The organism is Pseudomonas sp. Y3 TE3536, from assembly GCF_053629175.1.
Genome location: NZ_JBRJHU010000001.1, coordinates 463,265 through 479,463, shown reverse-complemented (window position 1 = coordinate 479,463; position 16,199 = coordinate 463,265). Strand labels below are relative to the sequence as shown.

The following is a 16,199-nucleotide window of genomic DNA, read 5'->3' as shown; positions in this document are numbered from 1 at the left end:
CTCCTACAGGGCCTGCGTGATACCTGCGGGCGCGGCCTTGTGTCGCGATGGGCTGCGAAGCGGCCCCCTGCGGTCTCACAGACTGTCTTGATTTCTGAACAGGGTTCGCACTCGTGGTAAATGCAGTAACAACCAAACCCGCACCGCTCATCGGTCGCCTCGTCGTCGTAGGCCTGGGCCTGATCGGCGGCTCCTTCGCCAAGGGCTTGCGCGAAAGCGGCCTGTGCCGCGAAGTGGTCGGCGTCGACCTGGATGCCCCCTCGCGCAAGCAGGCCGTGGCCCTGGGTGTGGTCGACCGCTGTGAAGAAGACCTCGCCGCCGCCTGTGTCGGTGCCGATGTCATCCAGCTGGCCGTGCCGATCCTGGCCATGGAAAAGCTGCTGGCGCGCCTGGCACAGCTCGACCTGGGCGATGCCGTCATCACCGATGTCGGCAGCGCCAAGGGCAATGTGGTGCGCGCCGCCCGTGAAGTCCTGGGTGAGCGCCTGTCGCGCTTCGTCCCCGGCCACCCGATTGCCGGTTCCGAGCAGAGCGGGGTAGAGGCCTCCAACGCCGCCCTGTTCCGTCGCCACAAGGTCATCCTCACGCCGCTGCCGGACACCGACCCCGCCGCCCTGGCCACGGTAGACCGCCTGTGGCGCGCATTGGATGCCGATGTCGAGCACATGCCGGTCGAGCGCCATGACGAAGTCCTGGCCGCCACCAGCCATCTGCCGCACTTGCTGGCCTTCGGCCTGGTCGATTCGCTGGCCAAGCGCAATGAAAACCTCGAGATCTTCCGGTACGCTGCGGGAGGCTTCCGCGATTTCACGAGAATCGCCGGCAGCGACCCGACCATGTGGCACGACATCTTTCTCGCCAACCGCGAAGCCGTCCTGCGCACGCTTGATACATATCGCAGCGATCTCGACGCCTTGCGCGACGCGATCGATGCAGGGGACGGGCACCAGTTGCTGGGTGTATTCACCCGCGCACGCGTTGCCCGCGAGCATTTCAGTAAAATCCTGGCCCGCCGGGCCTATGTGGACGCTATGAACGCCAACGATCTGATTTTCCTGGCCCAACCGGGTGGCCGCCTGACCGGGCGAATCCGCGTACCGGGCGACAAGTCGATTTCTCACCGCTCGATCATGCTCGGCTCGCTGGCCGAAGGCACGACCGAGGTCGAAGGGTTCCTCGAAGGTGAGGATGCGCTGGCGACCTTGCAAGCCTTCCGTGACATGGGGGTGGTCATCGAAGGCCCGAACCAGGGTCGCGTAACCATCCATGGGGTCGGCCTGCACGGCCTCAAGCCGCCACCTGGGCCAATCTACGTGGGCAACTCCGGCACCTCGATGCGCCTGCTCTCTGGCTTGTTGGCCGGTCAGCCGTTCGACGTGACCATGACCGGTGATGCCTCGCTGTCCAAGCGCCCGATGAACCGCGTGGCCAACCCGCTGCGCGAAATGGGCGCAGTGGTCGAGACTGGCCCTGAAGGCCGTCCGCCACTCACCATCCGTGGTGGTAACAAGCTCAAGGCGCTGACCTACACGCTGCCGATGGCCAGTGCCCAGGTCAAGTCGTGCCTGCTGCTGGCCGGTCTGTATGCCGAAGGCAAGACCACGGTCACCGAACCTGCACCGACCCGTGACCACACCGAGCGCATGCTGCGCGGCTTTGGTTACGCGGTTGAGTCCAATGGCCCGGTGGCTTCGCTGCAGTCTGGCGGCAAGCTGACGGCTACCCGCATCGAAGTGCCTGCCGATATTTCGTCGGCGGCGTTCTTCCTGGTGGCAGCCTCGATCGCTCAAGGCTCGGAGCTGGTGCTCGAGCATGTCGGCATCAACCCGACCCGTACCGGCGTGATCGACATTTTGCGCCTGATGGGCGGCGACATCACCCTGGAAAACCAGCGTGAAGTGGGTGGCGAGCCGGTGGCTGACCTGCGTGTGCGCGGTGCTCAACTCAAGGGTATCGACATCCCCGAAAACCTGGTGCCGCTGGCCATCGACGAGTTCCCGGTGCTGTTCGTTGCCGCGGCCTGTGCCGAAGGGCGCACCGTGCTGCGTGGCGCCGAAGAGCTGCGGGTCAAGGAATCCGACCGCATCCAGGTCATGGCCGATGGCCTGATCAGCCTGGGCGTGAAGTGCGAGCCGACCCCGGACGGCATCATCATCGACGGCGGCCCGATCGGCGGCGGCGAAGTGCACGGCCACGGTGACCACCGTATCGCCATGGCCTTCAGCGTTGCCTCGCTGCGTGCCACTGCGCCGATTCGCATCCATGATTGCGCTAACGTCGCCACCTCGTTCCCCAACTTCCTGGCGCTGTGTGCCGAAGTCGGTATCCGCGTGGCTGAAGAGGGCAAGTCGTGAATTCGCAAGCAACAGTCATCACCATCGACGGGCCAAGCGGCTCGGGCAAGGGCACGGTCGCCGGTCTGCTGGCTCGCGAGCTGGGCTGGCGCTTGCTGGACTCCGGCGCGCTGTACCGTTTGCTGGCGTTCAATGCCAACAATCACGGCGTCGACCTGACCAACGAAGAGCTGCTCAAGCAACTTGCCGCCCATCTGGATGTGCAGTTCATCGCGGCCGAGCCCGGTAAGCTGCAACAGATCATCCTTGAGGGTGAGGACGTCAGCAGTGTCATCCGCACCGAAACTGTCGGCGCAGGTGCCTCGATGGTAGCCTCGCTGCCTGCCGTGCGGGACGCGTTGCTGTTGCGTCAGCGTGCATTCCGCGAGGCTCCGGGCCTGATCGCCGATGGTCGCGACATGGGTACCGTGGTGTTCCCGGACGCGCCCTTGAAGATTTTCCTGACCGCCAGCGCGGAGGAACGGGCACGTCGTCGTTACCTGCAGTTGAAGGGCAAAGGCGAAGATGTTAGTCTGTCGAGTCTGCTGGATGAGATTCGTGCACGTGATGAGCGTGACACCCAACGTGCAGTGGCCCCGCTGAAACCAGCGGCCGATGCCATTCAGTTGGACTCTACCGAGTTGTCCATCGAGCAGGTGTTGCAACGTATCAGGAGTGAGATCGCGCTTCGCGACCTTCACTGATAGCCAGGAGAGCAGGCAGGTGCACCAGTCAACGTCCTGTCGGCTTTCCTTTAAATAACGAAACCCACATTGTCTGGAATGTGGCGATGGGCGTCTGTTTCGCCCGAATCTACAGGAATTAAAATGAGCGAAAGCTTTGCAGAACTCTTTGAAGAAAGCCTGAAAACCCTCAATCTTCAGCCGGGTGCGATCATCACCGGTATCGTTGTCGACATCGACGGCGACTGGGTTACCGTACACGCTGGCCTGAAGTCCGAGGGCGTCATCCCGCTCGAGCAGTTCTACAACGAAGCTGGCGAGCTGACCATCAAGGTCGGTGACGAAGTTCACGTTGCGCTGGACGCGGTCGAAGACGGCTTTGGCGAAACCAAACTGTCCCGTGAAAAAGCCAAGCGCGCCGAGTGCTGGATTGTTCTGGAAGCAGCTTTCGCCGCCGAAGAAGTGGTCAAGGGCGTTATCAACGGTAAGGTTAAGGGCGGCTTCACTGTCGACGTTAACGGCATCCGTGCGTTCCTGCCGGGCTCCCTGGTTGATGTCCGCCCAGTGCGCGACACCACCCACCTGGAAGGCAAAGAGCTGGAATTCAAGGTCATCAAGCTCGACCAGAAGCGCAACAACGTTGTCGTTTCCCGTCGCAGCGTGCTGGAAGCCGAGAACTCCGCCGAGCGCGAAGCCCTGCTGGAAACCCTGCAGGAAGGCCAGCAAGTCAAAGGTATCGTCAAGAACCTCACCGACTACGGCGCATTCGTGGACCTGGGCGGTATCGACGGCCTGCTGCACATCACCGACATGGCCTGGAAGCGCATCAAGCATCCTTCCGAAATCGTTAACGTTGGCGACGAAGTCGACGTTCGCGTTCTGAAGTTCGACCGTGAGCGCAACCGCGTTTCGCTGGGTCTGAAGCAGATGGGCGAAGATCCGTGGGTTGCTATCACTGCCCGCTACCCAGAAGGTACTCGCGTACAAGCTCGCGTTACCAACCTGACCGACTACGGCTGCTTCGCTGAGCTGGAAGAAGGCGTTGAAGGTCTGGTACACGTTTCCGAAATGGACTGGACCAACAAGAACATCCACCCGTCGAAAGTCGTTCAGGTTGGCGACGAAGTGGAAGTTATGGTTCTGGACATCGACGAAGAGCGTCGTCGTATCTCCCTGGGCATCAAGCAGTGCAAGTCCAACCCATGGGAAGACTTCTCCGGCCAGTTCAACAAGGGTGACAAGATCACCGGTACCATCAAGTCGATCACCGACTTCGGTATCTTCATTGGTCTGGACGGCGGCATCGACGGCCTGGTTCACCTGTCCGACATCTCCTGGAACGAAACCGGCGAAGAAGCCGTACGTCGTTTCAAGAAGGGCGACGAGCTGGAAACCGTCATCCTGTCGGTCGACCCAGAGCGCGAGCGCATCTCCCTGGGCATCAAGCAGCTGGAAGACGATCCGTTCTCCAACTTCGTTGCTGTCAATGACAAGGGCGCTATCGTCAAGGGCATCGTGAAAGAAGTTGACGCCAAAGGCGCCATCGTCACCCTGGCCGACGACATCGAAGCCACTCTGAAAGCTTCCGAAATCAGCCGTGACCGCGTTGAAGACGCGCGTAACGTTCTGAAGGAAGGCGAAGAGATCGAAGCTAAGATCATCAGCGTTGACCGTAAGTCCCGCGTTATCAGCCTGTCGATCAAATCGAAAGACGACGCTGAAGAGCGCGAAGCTATCCAGAGCCTGAAAAACGCTCCGGAAGCTGCTGCCGACACCACCATGGCTGCGCTGCTGCGCGAAGCAATGGCCAAACAGAACTAAGTTCTGTTGGATCGGTAAGAAAAAGGGCGACCCTCGGGTCGCCCTTTTTTTATGCCTGTTTGGCAGGGGCCCTTTAGGGGCTGGCTTGCAGGCCTGGCGGTCCTCGCGCTAGACCATTCTTGTACAACTTCAATCTTGAATTTTTTTATTAAGTCAAGAACCGCCCTGTTCAAATCCCTCCCAGCGTGCTACAAACTGGTTAAGCAATGATCTAGCTGCTTGATAACGAAGGGAAAAATATGACGAAGTCGGAGCTGATCGAACGTATTGTCACCCATCAGGGGCTGCTCTCCTCGAAAGATGTGGAGTTGGCCATCAAGACCATGCTTGAGCAGATGTCGCAGTGCCTGGCGACGGGCGATCGCATCGAGATTCGCGGTTTTGGCAGCTTCTCGCTGCACTATCGCGCACCCCGCGTCGGTCGCAACCCCAAGACTGGCCAGTCGGTCAGCTTGGAAGGCAAGTTCGTGCCGCACTTCAAACCGGGCAAGGAATTGCGTGACCGGGTCAATGAAGAAGATGAGGCCGAGGCCTGATAAAAAAGGAGCAGTCTGATGCGTAACCTCAAGCGCGCCCTGGCGGCGTTGTTCGTGCTGCTGTTGGCGGCTGTGGTGCTGTTCTTCGTACTCGAGAACCAGCAGGCGGTCTCGCTGGTCCTGTTTGGTTGGTCTGCCCCTGAAGTGCCGGTTGCGGTACTGGTACTGGCCGCGCTGGTCATCGGGTTGGCTATCGGCCCACTGCTCGGCGCCTACGGCGTGCAGCGCAGCAAGCGCAAGATTCGCGCTTCTGCCCGCCAAGCGGCATTAAGCGGTAATTGAGGCGGTTTCCTACTTCTATTGAGGAAAGTCTCACCTATGCCCGCATCGGCTGTCATGAAGTAATAGCACACTTCATTTTCGGCCCAGGCGAGTGTGCAGCAGCATGGATTTCCCCGTTCTTTCTCATCACGGCGCCACCCGAGGCGTAACTGGCTCTTGCCACCAGCTTCACCTTGACCCCGCTACCAGCCTGCTGGTCGATTGCGGCCTGGAGCAAGGTGATGATGCATCGCCTGGCGCGGAACCCGCGTCCCTGGGTTTTGGTGCGAGCTTCGAGGTGAGCAGTGTTCAGGCGCTGATCGTCACGCACGTGCATCTCGACCATGTCGGCCGCATCCCCGCGCTGCTGGCGGCGGGGTACCGAGGCCCCATCCTGTGCAGCGAACCCTCTGCCAAGCTGCTTCCACTGGTGCTGGAGGATGCCTACAGGCTGAGCATCAGCCGTGAACCGCAGCACGTGAAGCGCTATCTCGCGATGCTCGATGAACTGATCGTCCCGCTGCCTTTCGAGCAATGGCATGCTCCCATCGATCGTCCTGGTCTTGGCTGCCGCATTCGCTTGCAGCGCGCCGGGCACCTATTGGGTTCAGCCTATGTCGAGTGTGACGTGGCGCGCGGGGAGGTCAACACCCGCTACGTGTTCTCCGGCGACCTAGGGCCCTCCACCAATCCCTTGCTGCGGCCCGTGCAGCCCCCAGAGCGCGCTGACGTGCTGGTGCTCGAAAGCACCTATGGTGATCGCCTGCACCCCAGTACCGACGACCGTCGAGAAAAACTGGAAGCACTCATCGATCGGGCATTGGCCGATAACGGCACGATCCTCATCCCAGCCTTCAGCCTGGGGCGTACCCAGGAATTGTTGTACGAGCTCGAAGACATCCTTCATCGCAAGGTCCTGCTGAACGCGGGGCAAGCGCCGGGTGATAGTCCTCTTGATTGGTCACAATTACCCATCATTCTTGATTCACCCTTGGCTCAACGCATCACCAGCGTTTACCGCGACCTGCATGAATACTGGAATGAAGAAGCCCGCGCGCGGTTTGCTGAGGGGCGTGACCCGCTGGGCTTTGGTCAGCTGATCAGTGTGGATACCCATGCCAGGCATCAGCAGGTGGTGAATTACCTCAAAAGCACCGGGCGCCCGGCGATTGTCATTGCAGGCAACGGCATGTGCTCGGGTGGGCGGATCGTCAACTACCTCAAGGCCATGCTTGGGGATCCGAGGCATGAAGTGCTGTTCGTCGGGTATCAAGCCAAGGGCACGCCGGGGGCAGTGATTCAGGCCAGTGAAGGCGCGGAAGGGTTTGTGCAGATTGATCTGGATGGAGAGGCTTATGAGATTCGGGCGAAGGTGATGACGTTGAGTGGGTATTCGGGGCATGCGGATCAGCATGGCCTGCTCGAATTTGCCATGAGCGGCGCCACGCCGCCAGCCAAGGTGGTTTTGGTGCATGGGGAGCCAGCTGCAAAGGCGGCCTTAAGCCGAGCACTGCTCAGTCGCCCACAGGGAGCCAAGCATGAAGTGGAGGTGAGTATTCCCTGAAAGCGGCAAGATGATCTGCGTGTTATCCGCTGTGCCAAGAAACTGATAGATTGTGCTTTCCTCGGTCGAATTAGAGCGAATGCTGTACTCTGATTCATAGTGGGGCAGGCTCGAATGCGGGCGGCTGGGTGACACATCGCCGCTGAGCTATGTCTTGATCCACCGATAGGGGTGGGTTGCTGAAAGTGGCTTTCCCTGGTTTGCCAGGGAATCGTGCAGATCGTCGGATTCAAGGATAACTAAAAGAAATGCGCAATGATCGTGAGCGCCTCGGTGAAGCGCGTGAGTATGATATTTTCGATTTGACCGAGGGGCTTTGGCGGCAACGCTTGCTGGTGCTGGTGGTCACTGTGTTGGTTGCGGCACTGGCAGTTGTCTACGCAATGCTGGCGACGCCGGTGTATGAGGCCAAGGTTCTTCTGCAGCCGCCACTGAGCAGTGATATCAGTCAGTTGAATGTCGGACGTGTGGGGGGGGATGATTTGCTCGCTCCCATTCGTGAGCGGGAGGTTGGCCAGATCTACCGGCGCAATCTGCAGTCAGATTCGTTGCGGCAAGCGTTTTTCGAGCAAGTTTACCTACCCAGTCTTGGTGAGGGCCTTGGTGCAGGTTCGGCTGGTCTTTACGCCAAATTCTATGGGCAGCTACAGGTGCTCAATGCTAATGAGGAGGAGGGCCGTTCTTCTGTTTCTGCACGTGCCGAGGATCCCCATCAGGCGGCTGATTGGGTTGTGAAGTATGCGGAGATGGCGGGTGAGCGAACCAAAAGTGAACTGATAAAAAAGGTCACTGCCGAGTTCAAGGTAGAAGCCGACAACCTACAGCGAGCTATCGATGCCGCGCGTGCCAATGCCTCGCGTGAGCGTGAGGACCGGATTATCCAGTTGACGGAGGCGTTGCACACTGCGCGCTCCATCGGTCTTGAAAAGCCGCCGATCATTACCACCGGGTTGTCAGCGGAAGTCTCTGCGGGGATGAATGGCTCGCTGATGTACATGCGCGGAAGCAAAGCGCTGGAGTCGGAAATCAAGAATTTGCAGGCGCGCGTGTCTGATGACCCGTTCGTGAGTAACTTGCGTGAGCGAGAACAAAAGGTGTCGTTCTATCGTTCGGTAACGCTGACGCCTGATCAGTTTGAAGTGTATCGGCAGGATGGCGTAGTGGAGCCACCCGAAGCTCCAGTCAAGCCTCGCAAGGCTTTGATTGTGGGGCTCGGCGTGTTGGTTGGCTTGTTCATCGGCACATTCATCGCGCTCATTCGTGAGGCGTGGCGGTTCAGGCAAGCGCGCCAGAATTAGTGGTCAGCAGAGGTGCTGGTGGTGTGCGGCAATGAATAAACTGCCGAACACTGCTGGCCTGTGAAGCGTCGGCTAATAGTGCCGAAAACTCAAAAGACATAAGGCAGTGGTTGAGGATGAGTGAGCAATATCTAGTTTCCATTGTAGTGCCAACTCATAACCGTTCGAAGTACGCGATTCCCTGTGTGAAGAGCTTGCTCGAAATAAAGTCCGAGCGGCTTCAGGTCGTGGTGCACGATACCAGTAACGATGATTGCCAGTTGGCTGCCTGGGCGGCTGATCAGGCGGACTCGAGATTGGTTTACGTCCATTGGAAAAGCCGTCTTTCCATGACCGAGAACCATGAGCGGGCCATGCAGTTGGCAGAGGGCGAGTACGTCTGCCTGATTGGTGATGATGATACTGTTTCGCAACGGATTCTCGAGGCGGCCGAATACGCAAAAGCTGAAAACGTCGACATGCTGACGCCGCGGGTTAAAGCCTTCTATTACTGGCCAGACTTTCGCACCAAGTTTTACGGTGCTGCGCATGCAGGGCGCATTTACCTGGAAACGTTTGGGCGGGGTGCCGAGACGTTGCAGGCTAGTAAGCAGTTAGACAAAGCACTCCATGAGGCATGCCAGGGCACCGATGCGCTGCCGAAGCTTTACCATGGCCTGGTAAGGCGTAGCTTGCTGGACGAACTGCGTCGCCGCAGTGGAAAGATTTTCTTCGGGACTAGCCCCGACATGTCAGCGTCCGTGTCGCTTGCGATGATCGGCAAAACTTATTGCTTGCTCGATTTCCCCTTCACCATGCCAGGCGGTGGTGGTGGAAGTAACAGCGGGCGTAGCGCCATGGGCAAGCACAAGGGCAACTTGAAAGATGACCCTCATATGAAGCCCTTCACAGACTTGCAGTGGCCTGCTGAGTTGCCCATGTTCTTCAGTGTTGAAACTGTTTGGGCCCACGCTGCCTGGGCAACGCTGGAAGGTATGAAAGATGAGAAGCGGCAGTCGCAGTTCAACTTGGCGCGCCTTTATGCCTTGTGCCTTTTTTATCACCGAGACTACGCAAAAGAAATTTTTGCAGCGCGTCGGGCGGCTCAGGCAGGTGGCAATGGCCAGGTGGGCATGGTCCGGCTGGTTTCTGAGTTTGTATCCGTGCTCACAAAATATACCTTCTCCCGCCTGAAAAGGGTGATGAAGCCTAATGCCAGTAACGGGCGCGAAGTGGTTGGCGTGGTAGAAGATGTGTACCTCGCACGGCAGGCCCTGGACAGTAAGCTGGAAGCAAGGTTGGCGGGGGCGGGCATCTGCACTTCATCGACGAGAACGCGCAGCGTGACAGAGTGATTGGTGGGAGGCAATGAAGATAGCTAATCTCTCGTCACTGCTGCTGGCCAGTTTTTCCGGAAAGCTCATCTATGCATTGGCAAGTGTCATTTCATTGCCGCTGGCCGCTTATGTGCTCGGCGCAGAAGCGGTAGGCCTGGTCGGGTTTTTTACTACACTGCTGATGGTGCTGATGGTGCTGGAGGGCGGGCTGACCAGTAACGTCATCCAGCGTTTGGCCAGGATCAGAGGCGTTGCGAGCGCTGACCGTTCAATGCGCTCTGTCAGGGCGCTGGTGAATACCTACCTGTTGGTCTTTTCTGCAGTGGGCTTGATTGCGGCGTGCGCGATATCGCTGGCGTCGCCGGCACTCGTGAGCCATTGGCTGAAGCTCACTGATATCAGCCAGGATCAAGCACTGTACGCCCTTTACTGCATGGCAATATTCATTGGCCTTAATTTGCCAGTGATGTTGCTACAGGGCGTATTTGTAGGCAATGAACTGCAATACCCGCTGAACAAAGTGTACATCGTCTACTCGTTGATGCGTACCCTCGGCGTATTAGGGTTGGTTCATAGTGTTCCCGCATTCGGTGGTGTGACGGGTTATTTTACACTCCAGGTTTTCATTCAGTTGATGTATGTCGCGACATTGATGTATGTGCTGTACCGTCGTGACTTGCTGGGGGCGGGTAGGGTTCACAAAAAATACGTTCTTAGCGGCTTGGCATTTAGTCGAGGGGTGTTTCTGATCTCCTTGACTTCGGTGATAACCGTGCAATATGACAAGTTGTTCATGAGCGGTGCGCTCGGCCTGCAAGACTATGCGTACTACAGCCTTGCCAGCACGATTGCAGGTTTTCCTTATATTTTTTCGACAGCTTTTAATACGGTGTTGTTCCCACGGTTCTCGCGGGACCTGCGTGTTGGTGAACTGGCGCGTATCGAAAAAGTATTTCGAGCTGCACTGGTACTGTTTGCGCTGATCATGACCATTATGTGCAGTGCGGTATTCTGGTATGCCGGCGCGGCCTTGCACATGATGTTCGAGCCGTTTTTGGCAGAGGGTATCGACACGGTAGTGCCTTGGCTGCTGGTGGGCACAGCACTGCAGTCCTTGTTGATCGTTCCTTTCTCGCTGCAGATGGCTGCGGGGTGGACGTCGCTTGCGTTCCGCTTGAACCTGGTTGCGGTGCCGATTATCTTGTTCGCCCTGCCAGCGCTGGTGGCAAGCTTTGGGGCTGTTGGCGGTGCTTACAATTGGCTGCTTTACAACGCCTTTTCGTTTGGCTGTACGGTATATTTTACGTGTCGCCGATTTCCTTGGTTGCTGCCTGCTTATCGCGCGTGTCTATACGCTGCGTTGGTGACTGCCGTGATGGCGAATGGCTTATTCTTCCTTTGTTTCCAATGGTTGTCTGGCGCGGTGGCGGGCGTGGTGGGTGCATGCCTGGCTTCGGCGTTGCTGGCTGCATTGGGGGCATTTATCTTTCGCAAGCAGTTGGCTGGACTCAGGTGACATGAGCGTATAGTCTGTCTTGATTACGGAGAATTATAATGAAGATAGTTGTGCTGGGTGCTTCCGGGATGCTGGGTAATGCGGTGTTCAGGTACTTGGTGTCTGATCAGCGCTACACAGTATGGGGCACGGTACGTAGTTCCGCGTCGCTCAAGTATTTTTCTGCCAGTGAACGTGAACGTTTGGTGGTAGGGCTTGATGTGCTTAGCCAAGACGACCTGCTTGAATTCTTTATGCAGTATCGGCCGGATGTCGTTATCAATTGCACTGGGCTGATAAAGCAACTTTCAACTGCAAATGACCCGCTCGCGGTATTGCCGATCAATGCGCTGCTGCCTCACCGTCTGCAGAAGCTCGCGCAACTGATTGGTGCGCGGCTGGTTCATATTAGTACCGATTGTGTTTATGCCGGCACCCAGGGGCAGTACGTAGAGGCTGATGTTTCTGATGCTGAAGACCTGTACGGCAAGTCGAAGTACATCGGTGAAGTACATGATTCAGCGAACGCGATCACGTTGCGAACCTCGATCATTGGTCACGAGCTGTCAGGGAGCAAGTCACTGGTTGACTGGTTCCTTTCTCAGTCCGGCAGTGTCAAGGGTTACCAGAAGGCAATATTCTCAGGCCTGCCAACGGTTGAAATGGCGCGGGTCATTGCGGACTACGTGCTGCCCAATGCAGCGCTGAATGGCCTCTACCATGTTTCGGCGGAGGCGATTGATAAATACTCATTGTTGAAGTTGGTCGCTGAGAAATACGGTAAGACGATCGATATCGTGGCGGATGACGCGGTTGCTATTGATCGCTCGCTTGACTCGAGCCGGTTTCGTCAGGCGACAGGTTACCTGCCCCCGAGCTGGGCTGATCTGATCGTTAAGATGCGCGACTTTAAATAAGATATTTCAGGGTTTGGAAATGTTTAAAAATAAAGTATTGATGATTACGGGTGGTACTGGGTCGTTCGGCAATACAGTGCTTAAGCGGTTTCTCGATACCGATGTGAAAGAAATTCGAATCTTCAGTCGGGACGAGAAAAAGCAGGAAGACATGCGCATTGCCTTGGGTAATGACAAGGTCAAGTTCTACATTGGCGATGTGCGTGATTATTCCAGCCTGTTGCAAGCGATGGTCGGCGTGGATTACATCTTCCATGCTGCAGCGCTCAAGCAGGTGCCGTCTTGCGAGTTCTTCCCCATGGAAGCGGTGAAGACCAACGTGATGGGTACTGAGAATGTGCTCAACGCGGCAGTCGAGTGCAAGGTCAAGCGCGTGGTGGTATTGAGCACCGACAAAGCGGTGTACCCGATCAACGCGATGGGTATCTCCAAGGCGTTGGCGGAAAAACTGGTCATTGCCAAGTCCCGTATGATTCCTGCGAGTTCACAAACTGTCATTTGCGCTACCCGCTATGGCAACGTGATGGCGTCCAGGGGCTCGGTCATCCCCTTGTTTGTCAACCAGCTGAAAAGTGGCCAGCCGCTTACTATTACCGACCCCAACATGACGCGTTTCCTCATGTCGCTTGAGGACTCCGTCGATTTGGTGCTGCACGCATTCGAGCATTCCCAGCAAGGGGATATTTTTGTGCAGAAGGCGCCTGCTTCAACGGTGGGTGACCTGGCGACTGCCTTGCAACAATTGTTCAAGCTTAAGAATGAGATCAAGGTCATCGGCACGCGGCATGGCGAGAAGCTCTACGAGTCGCTGATATCGCGTGAAGAAATGGCCAAGGCCGAAGACATGGGTCGTTATTATCGGGTGCCTGCTGATAACCGAGATCTCAACTACGAAAAATATTCCTCCAATGGCGAGGAAGAAGTTTCCCATCTCGATGACTACACCTCACACAATACCGTGTTGTTGTCGATCGAAGAGATCAAGGAGACCTTGCTCAAGCTGGACTATATACAGCAAGAGCTGAAAGCCTGATCAACGTCGTGTGCCCGGTTGTTGGTGCTTTATTATTTGTCGGTGTGTTGGAGAAGTCGTTTGGCCGAGCTCAGTGCTGTCGTCAGTGTCAGTGTTGTTATCCCTTGTTATCGCTGCAAGGGTTCGATAGCGCGCGCGGTTGAGTCTGTGTTTGCTCAAACACTGAGGCCTGCTGAGGTTATCCTGGTTGACGACTGCAGCCCAGATGACACGCTTGAACAGCTGCACGCCGAAGCGAAGAGGTACCCGCCGGGCTGGGTAAAGGTCATTGCGCTGAAGAAAAATGGCGGCCCAGGCAATGCGCGGAATGCTGGCTGGGCAGAAGCCACTGGGAAGTACGTGGCGTTTCTTGATTCTGATGACAGCTGGCATATCAAGAAAACCGAGCTGCAATACCAGTGGCTTGAGCAGCATCCCGAGGTCGACTTGCTTGGCCAGCACTTTGCGGCAGGTCAGCGCAGCGAGCCGTCGATTGACGATGTACGTTTCATCCCCGTGACGGGGCGTCAGCTGCTGCTGTCCAATCGCTTTTCCACCTCTTCTGTCATGATTCGGCAAGACGTGAAGTATAGATTCAAGCAGGGCATGCGTTACTGCGAAGATTACCAGTTGTGGTGTGATATCTGTTTCGGCGGTGGGGCATGCTTTAACGTGGATTACCCACTCGTCAACACCTTCAAGCCCGTGTACGGCGACTCAGGCCTGAGTGGTCAACTCTGGCGTATGGAGAGAGGCGAGTTGGCGGTGCACCTGTCGCTGCTCAAGCGCAGGTACATAGGCCTTCCTGCGTGCTTGCTCGCCGTTTCATGGTCACTCGGGAAGTTTGTTCGTCGCGTCATCAACTCATCGGTTCGAAGGACTCTATGATTTATATCGTCGGCTGGGGGATCATGCTGCTCGGGCTTATGGTTTCGGAGGTGGTCAGAAACCGAAGCCGTATCCCTGCTGCGGTGGTGATCGCTTTCGTGGCGATATTGGCTATTTTCCGAGGTGCGGTGGGTACGGACACAAACACCTACGAATTCTTGCTGGAGTCCGTGGACCCTGCGGCGTTCAGCGGCGGTGTAGAGCCTCTGTTCATGGTGTCCGGCTGGCTTTTCAAGACGGTCACGGGTTCTGCAGTAGGGGCGGTCAGGCTGTTCGCGCTTGTGTTATTTGGCGTGCTTTTCTATTTTCTGTTGCACTCGAATAGAAATGAACGCTTCTTCCTGTTGTCGTTTTTCCTGCCGTCATTTATCTATCAGTACAGCATGAATACCTTGCGCTTAGGCTTGGCCAGCGCCGTACTTCTGTTGGTGTTTCAGTACATTCGTCGGTACCGTTATTCACAACGCGCAGCGTTATCGATAGTTGCCTTGGCGTTTCATTACTCGTCCCTTTTCAATCTGGGTTTTTTGTTGGCACTGCGTATGCGCTGGACACGCTGGGCCAGCATGCTGGGGTTCGCCGTTTTCGTCGTCTGTGCGTTGTTGGTCGTGCTCTTGAATAACGACTACTTCTTGATGAAGCTGAACGCTTATCAGCAGGTCGCGTCGCCCGGGAGGTTTTCTGGGTTGAGCAAGGTCGTGCTGATTGCGGTGATGCTGTTGGCGGTAATCGCCTCACGTATGCCGCGACCGGACAAGTTTAAATTGTTGGTTCTGGCGGTCCTGTTGACGGCGGCTTCGTTTGGCTTGGCGACCGTAAGCTACGCGGGTTTGCGCTTCCTTGATTTGCTGTCGTTTTCACTGCCATTGGCGGTCATGGTTATTTATAACGACAACGAGCTTGATTTCGACTGGGCGATAAAGTTGGGGCTTTCGCTGGTTGGGCTTATCTCGGTAGTGGCCAGTTACAGGAACTATTTGCAAGAGTCGGGGCAGGGGCCTAGCCCATTCCTGCCTTATCATTTTTTGGACTTGCTTGGTGGTGTCTAGGCTGCGGGCGCACAGGTGGAAAACGGGGGGGGCGTAATTGAAGATTTTAGTGTTGGGCGCAAACGGCTTTATTGGGTCGCGGTTGGTACGTCTTCTTAAGGAGCAGGCGCTCTCGATTCGTGTTCTGACCCGCAAGCCAGCGCTTTTTGATGCCACGCAGCTAGAGGTATTCGCCGGGGACCTGACTGACCCGCAGTTGAATGTGGATGACGTGCTCAGCGGCTGCGATGTCGTCATCAACTGCGCGGGCGAGATCAGAAATGAACAACTGATGCCTGCGCTGCATGTTGACGCGGTCGAGCGTTTACTCAGTGCCGTGGGCCGTGCACGCAGCCGCACAGGACGCTTGCGCTGGGTGCAGTTGAGTAGCGTCGGGGCATATGGCCCGGCGGCTGGCCGTGAACGTATCGTCACCGAGCAGACGCCAGCCAACCCGCAGGGGACCTATGAAGTCACCAAGACCCAGGCTGATGAATTGATCATGTCTCACCCTGCGCTGCAGGGCGATTTCGCTGATTGGGCTATTCTTCGGCCCTCCAACGTTTTTGCAGACGATATGCCGAACGCTTCGATCCGGCAGCTGGGTGCGATGATTCGCAAGAAATTGTTTTTTTACGTCGGCTACAAAGAGGCGATTGCCACGTACATTCATGCCGACGATGTTGCTGCGGCCCTCGTGCGCTGCGCCGTAGATCCGCGTGCCTCACGGCAACTCTACAACCTGTCGAATGATTGCCCGTTCAGCGAGGTGGTCAACGCCCTGGCCGCTGCCCAAGGGGTGTCATCGCCGCGTTTGAGGGTGCCGGAGGGGGTGGTGAGGCTTGCCGTGTGGGTGGCTGGCAACGTCACGCGTTTGCCTCTGACACAGGGGCGAGTTGATGCGTTGGTCAATAAAACCGCTTACCCGATAGGCAAAATACGCGACGAACTGAATTTTGTACCGCGTTACAGCGTCCCAGCGCATATCAGCGAAGTGTTGAAATAAAATAGCGGTGCGCCAGTGGCCAGCCCAGATGGCCCATCAGG

The 16,199-nt window shown here is 57.0% G+C and carries 14 protein-coding genes; all 14 read left to right on the top strand.

The window, feature by feature from the left end; translation table 11 throughout:
• Positions 1 to 113 precede the first annotated feature (113 nt).
• A complete protein-coding gene (locus tag AB7M33_RS02105) occupies positions 114 to 2,354 on the top strand; it encodes a bifunctional prephenate dehydrogenase/3-phosphoshikimate 1-carboxyvinyltransferase (RefSeq protein WP_085272803.1) in 2,241 nt (746 codons plus the stop codon).
• Complete coding sequence (cmk, locus tag AB7M33_RS02100; RefSeq protein ID WP_027595952.1) at positions 2,351 to 3,037, top strand: (d)CMP kinase; 687 nt, start codon at positions 2,351 to 2,353, stop codon at positions 3,035 to 3,037. Before AB7M33_RS02105 ends, cmk begins: the two co-directional genes overlap by 4 nt.
• A 123-nt stretch (positions 3,038 to 3,160) precedes the next feature.
• Positions 3,161 to 4,837, top strand: a complete 1,677-nt coding sequence (gene rpsA, locus AB7M33_RS02095) for a 30S ribosomal protein S1 (RefSeq protein WP_003252673.1) — start codon at positions 3,161 to 3,163, stop codon at positions 4,835 to 4,837.
• Positions 4,838 to 5,076: 239 nt separating this feature from the next.
• Positions 5,077 to 5,373, top strand: coding sequence for an integration host factor subunit beta (ihfB, locus tag AB7M33_RS02090; protein ID WP_003252675.1), 297 nt, complete (start codon positions 5,077 to 5,079; stop codon positions 5,371 to 5,373).
• A gap of 18 nt (positions 5,374 to 5,391) precedes the next feature.
• A complete protein-coding gene (locus AB7M33_RS02085; RefSeq protein ID WP_027595953.1) occupies positions 5,392 to 5,655 on the top strand; it encodes a lipopolysaccharide assembly protein LapA domain-containing protein in 264 nt (87 codons plus the stop codon).
• A gap of 103 nt (positions 5,656 to 5,758) precedes the next feature.
• Positions 5,759 to 7,198, top strand: a complete 1,440-nt coding sequence (locus tag AB7M33_RS02080; RefSeq protein ID WP_454242360.1) for an MBL fold metallo-hydrolase RNA specificity domain-containing protein — start codon at positions 5,759 to 5,761, stop codon at positions 7,196 to 7,198.
• A gap of 248 nt (positions 7,199 to 7,446) precedes the next feature.
• Positions 7,447 to 8,496, top strand: coding sequence for an LPS O-antigen chain length determinant protein WzzB (locus AB7M33_RS02075; RefSeq protein WP_238215159.1), 1,050 nt, complete (start codon positions 7,447 to 7,449; stop codon positions 8,494 to 8,496).
• Between the two features lie 116 nt (positions 8,497 to 8,612).
• Positions 8,613 to 9,830 carry a glycosyltransferase family 2 protein gene (locus tag AB7M33_RS02070; protein WP_238215158.1) on the top strand — a complete coding sequence of 406 codons (1,218 nt, stop codon included), beginning with the start codon at positions 8,613 to 8,615 and terminating at the stop codon, positions 9,828 to 9,830.
• Between the two features lie 13 nt (positions 9,831 to 9,843).
• The gene (locus AB7M33_RS02065) at positions 9,844 to 11,328 is read left to right on the top strand and encodes an oligosaccharide flippase family protein (protein ID WP_454242359.1); all 1,485 of its coding nucleotides are present in this window, start codon (positions 9,844 to 9,846) and stop codon (positions 11,326 to 11,328) included.
• A gap of 38 nt (positions 11,329 to 11,366) precedes the next feature.
• Positions 11,367 to 12,224, top strand: coding sequence for a dTDP-4-dehydrorhamnose reductase family protein (locus AB7M33_RS02060; RefSeq protein WP_238215156.1), 858 nt, complete (start codon positions 11,367 to 11,369; stop codon positions 12,222 to 12,224).
• Between the two features lie 19 nt (positions 12,225 to 12,243).
• Positions 12,244 to 13,257, top strand: a complete 1,014-nt coding sequence (locus AB7M33_RS02055) for a polysaccharide biosynthesis protein (RefSeq protein WP_186682309.1) — start codon at positions 12,244 to 12,246, stop codon at positions 13,255 to 13,257.
• 60 nt (positions 13,258 to 13,317) lie between these two features.
• On the top strand, positions 13,318 to 14,124 hold the full coding sequence (locus tag AB7M33_RS02050; RefSeq protein WP_265968861.1) for a glycosyltransferase family 2 protein: 807 nt from the start codon (positions 13,318 to 13,320) through the stop codon (positions 14,122 to 14,124).
• Positions 14,121 to 15,173: an EpsG family protein gene (locus AB7M33_RS02045; RefSeq protein WP_265968859.1), complete on the top strand. Its 1,053-nt coding sequence runs from the start codon at positions 14,121 to 14,123 to the stop codon at positions 15,171 to 15,173. Before AB7M33_RS02050 ends, AB7M33_RS02045 begins: the two co-directional genes overlap by 4 nt.
• 37 nt (positions 15,174 to 15,210) lie before the next feature.
• Positions 15,211 to 16,158: an NAD-dependent epimerase/dehydratase family protein gene (locus AB7M33_RS02040; RefSeq protein WP_454242358.1), complete on the top strand. Its 948-nt coding sequence runs from the start codon at positions 15,211 to 15,213 to the stop codon at positions 16,156 to 16,158.
• Positions 16,159 to 16,199 lie beyond the last annotated feature (41 nt).

What these genes read in the sequence shown, in the direction of transcription:
- rpsA (WP_003252673.1), top strand. Translation starts at nt 3,161, where the DNA reads ATGAGCGAAAGCTTTGCAGAACTCTTTGAAGAAAGCCTGAAAACCCTC.
- ihfB (WP_003252675.1), top strand. Translation starts at nt 5,077, where the DNA reads ATGACGAAGTCGGAGCTGATCGAACGTATTGTCACCCATCAGGGGCTG.
- AB7M33_RS02085 (WP_027595953.1), top strand. Translation starts at nt 5,392, where the DNA reads ATGCGTAACCTCAAGCGCGCCCTGGCGGCGTTGTTCGTGCTGCTGTTG.
- AB7M33_RS02080 (WP_454242360.1), top strand. Translation starts at nt 5,759, where the DNA reads ATGGATTTCCCCGTTCTTTCTCATCACGGCGCCACCCGAGGCGTAACT.
- AB7M33_RS02075 (WP_238215159.1), top strand. Translation starts at nt 7,447, where the DNA reads ATGCGCAATGATCGTGAGCGCCTCGGTGAAGCGCGTGAGTATGATATT.
- AB7M33_RS02070 (WP_238215158.1), top strand. Translation starts at nt 8,613, where the DNA reads ATGAGTGAGCAATATCTAGTTTCCATTGTAGTGCCAACTCATAACCGT.
- AB7M33_RS02065 (WP_454242359.1), top strand. Translation starts at nt 9,844, where the DNA reads ATGAAGATAGCTAATCTCTCGTCACTGCTGCTGGCCAGTTTTTCCGGA.
- AB7M33_RS02060 (WP_238215156.1), top strand. Translation starts at nt 11,367, where the DNA reads ATGAAGATAGTTGTGCTGGGTGCTTCCGGGATGCTGGGTAATGCGGTG.
- AB7M33_RS02055 (WP_186682309.1), top strand. Translation starts at nt 12,244, where the DNA reads ATGTTTAAAAATAAAGTATTGATGATTACGGGTGGTACTGGGTCGTTC.
- AB7M33_RS02045 (WP_265968859.1), top strand. Translation starts at nt 14,121, where the DNA reads ATGATTTATATCGTCGGCTGGGGGATCATGCTGCTCGGGCTTATGGTT.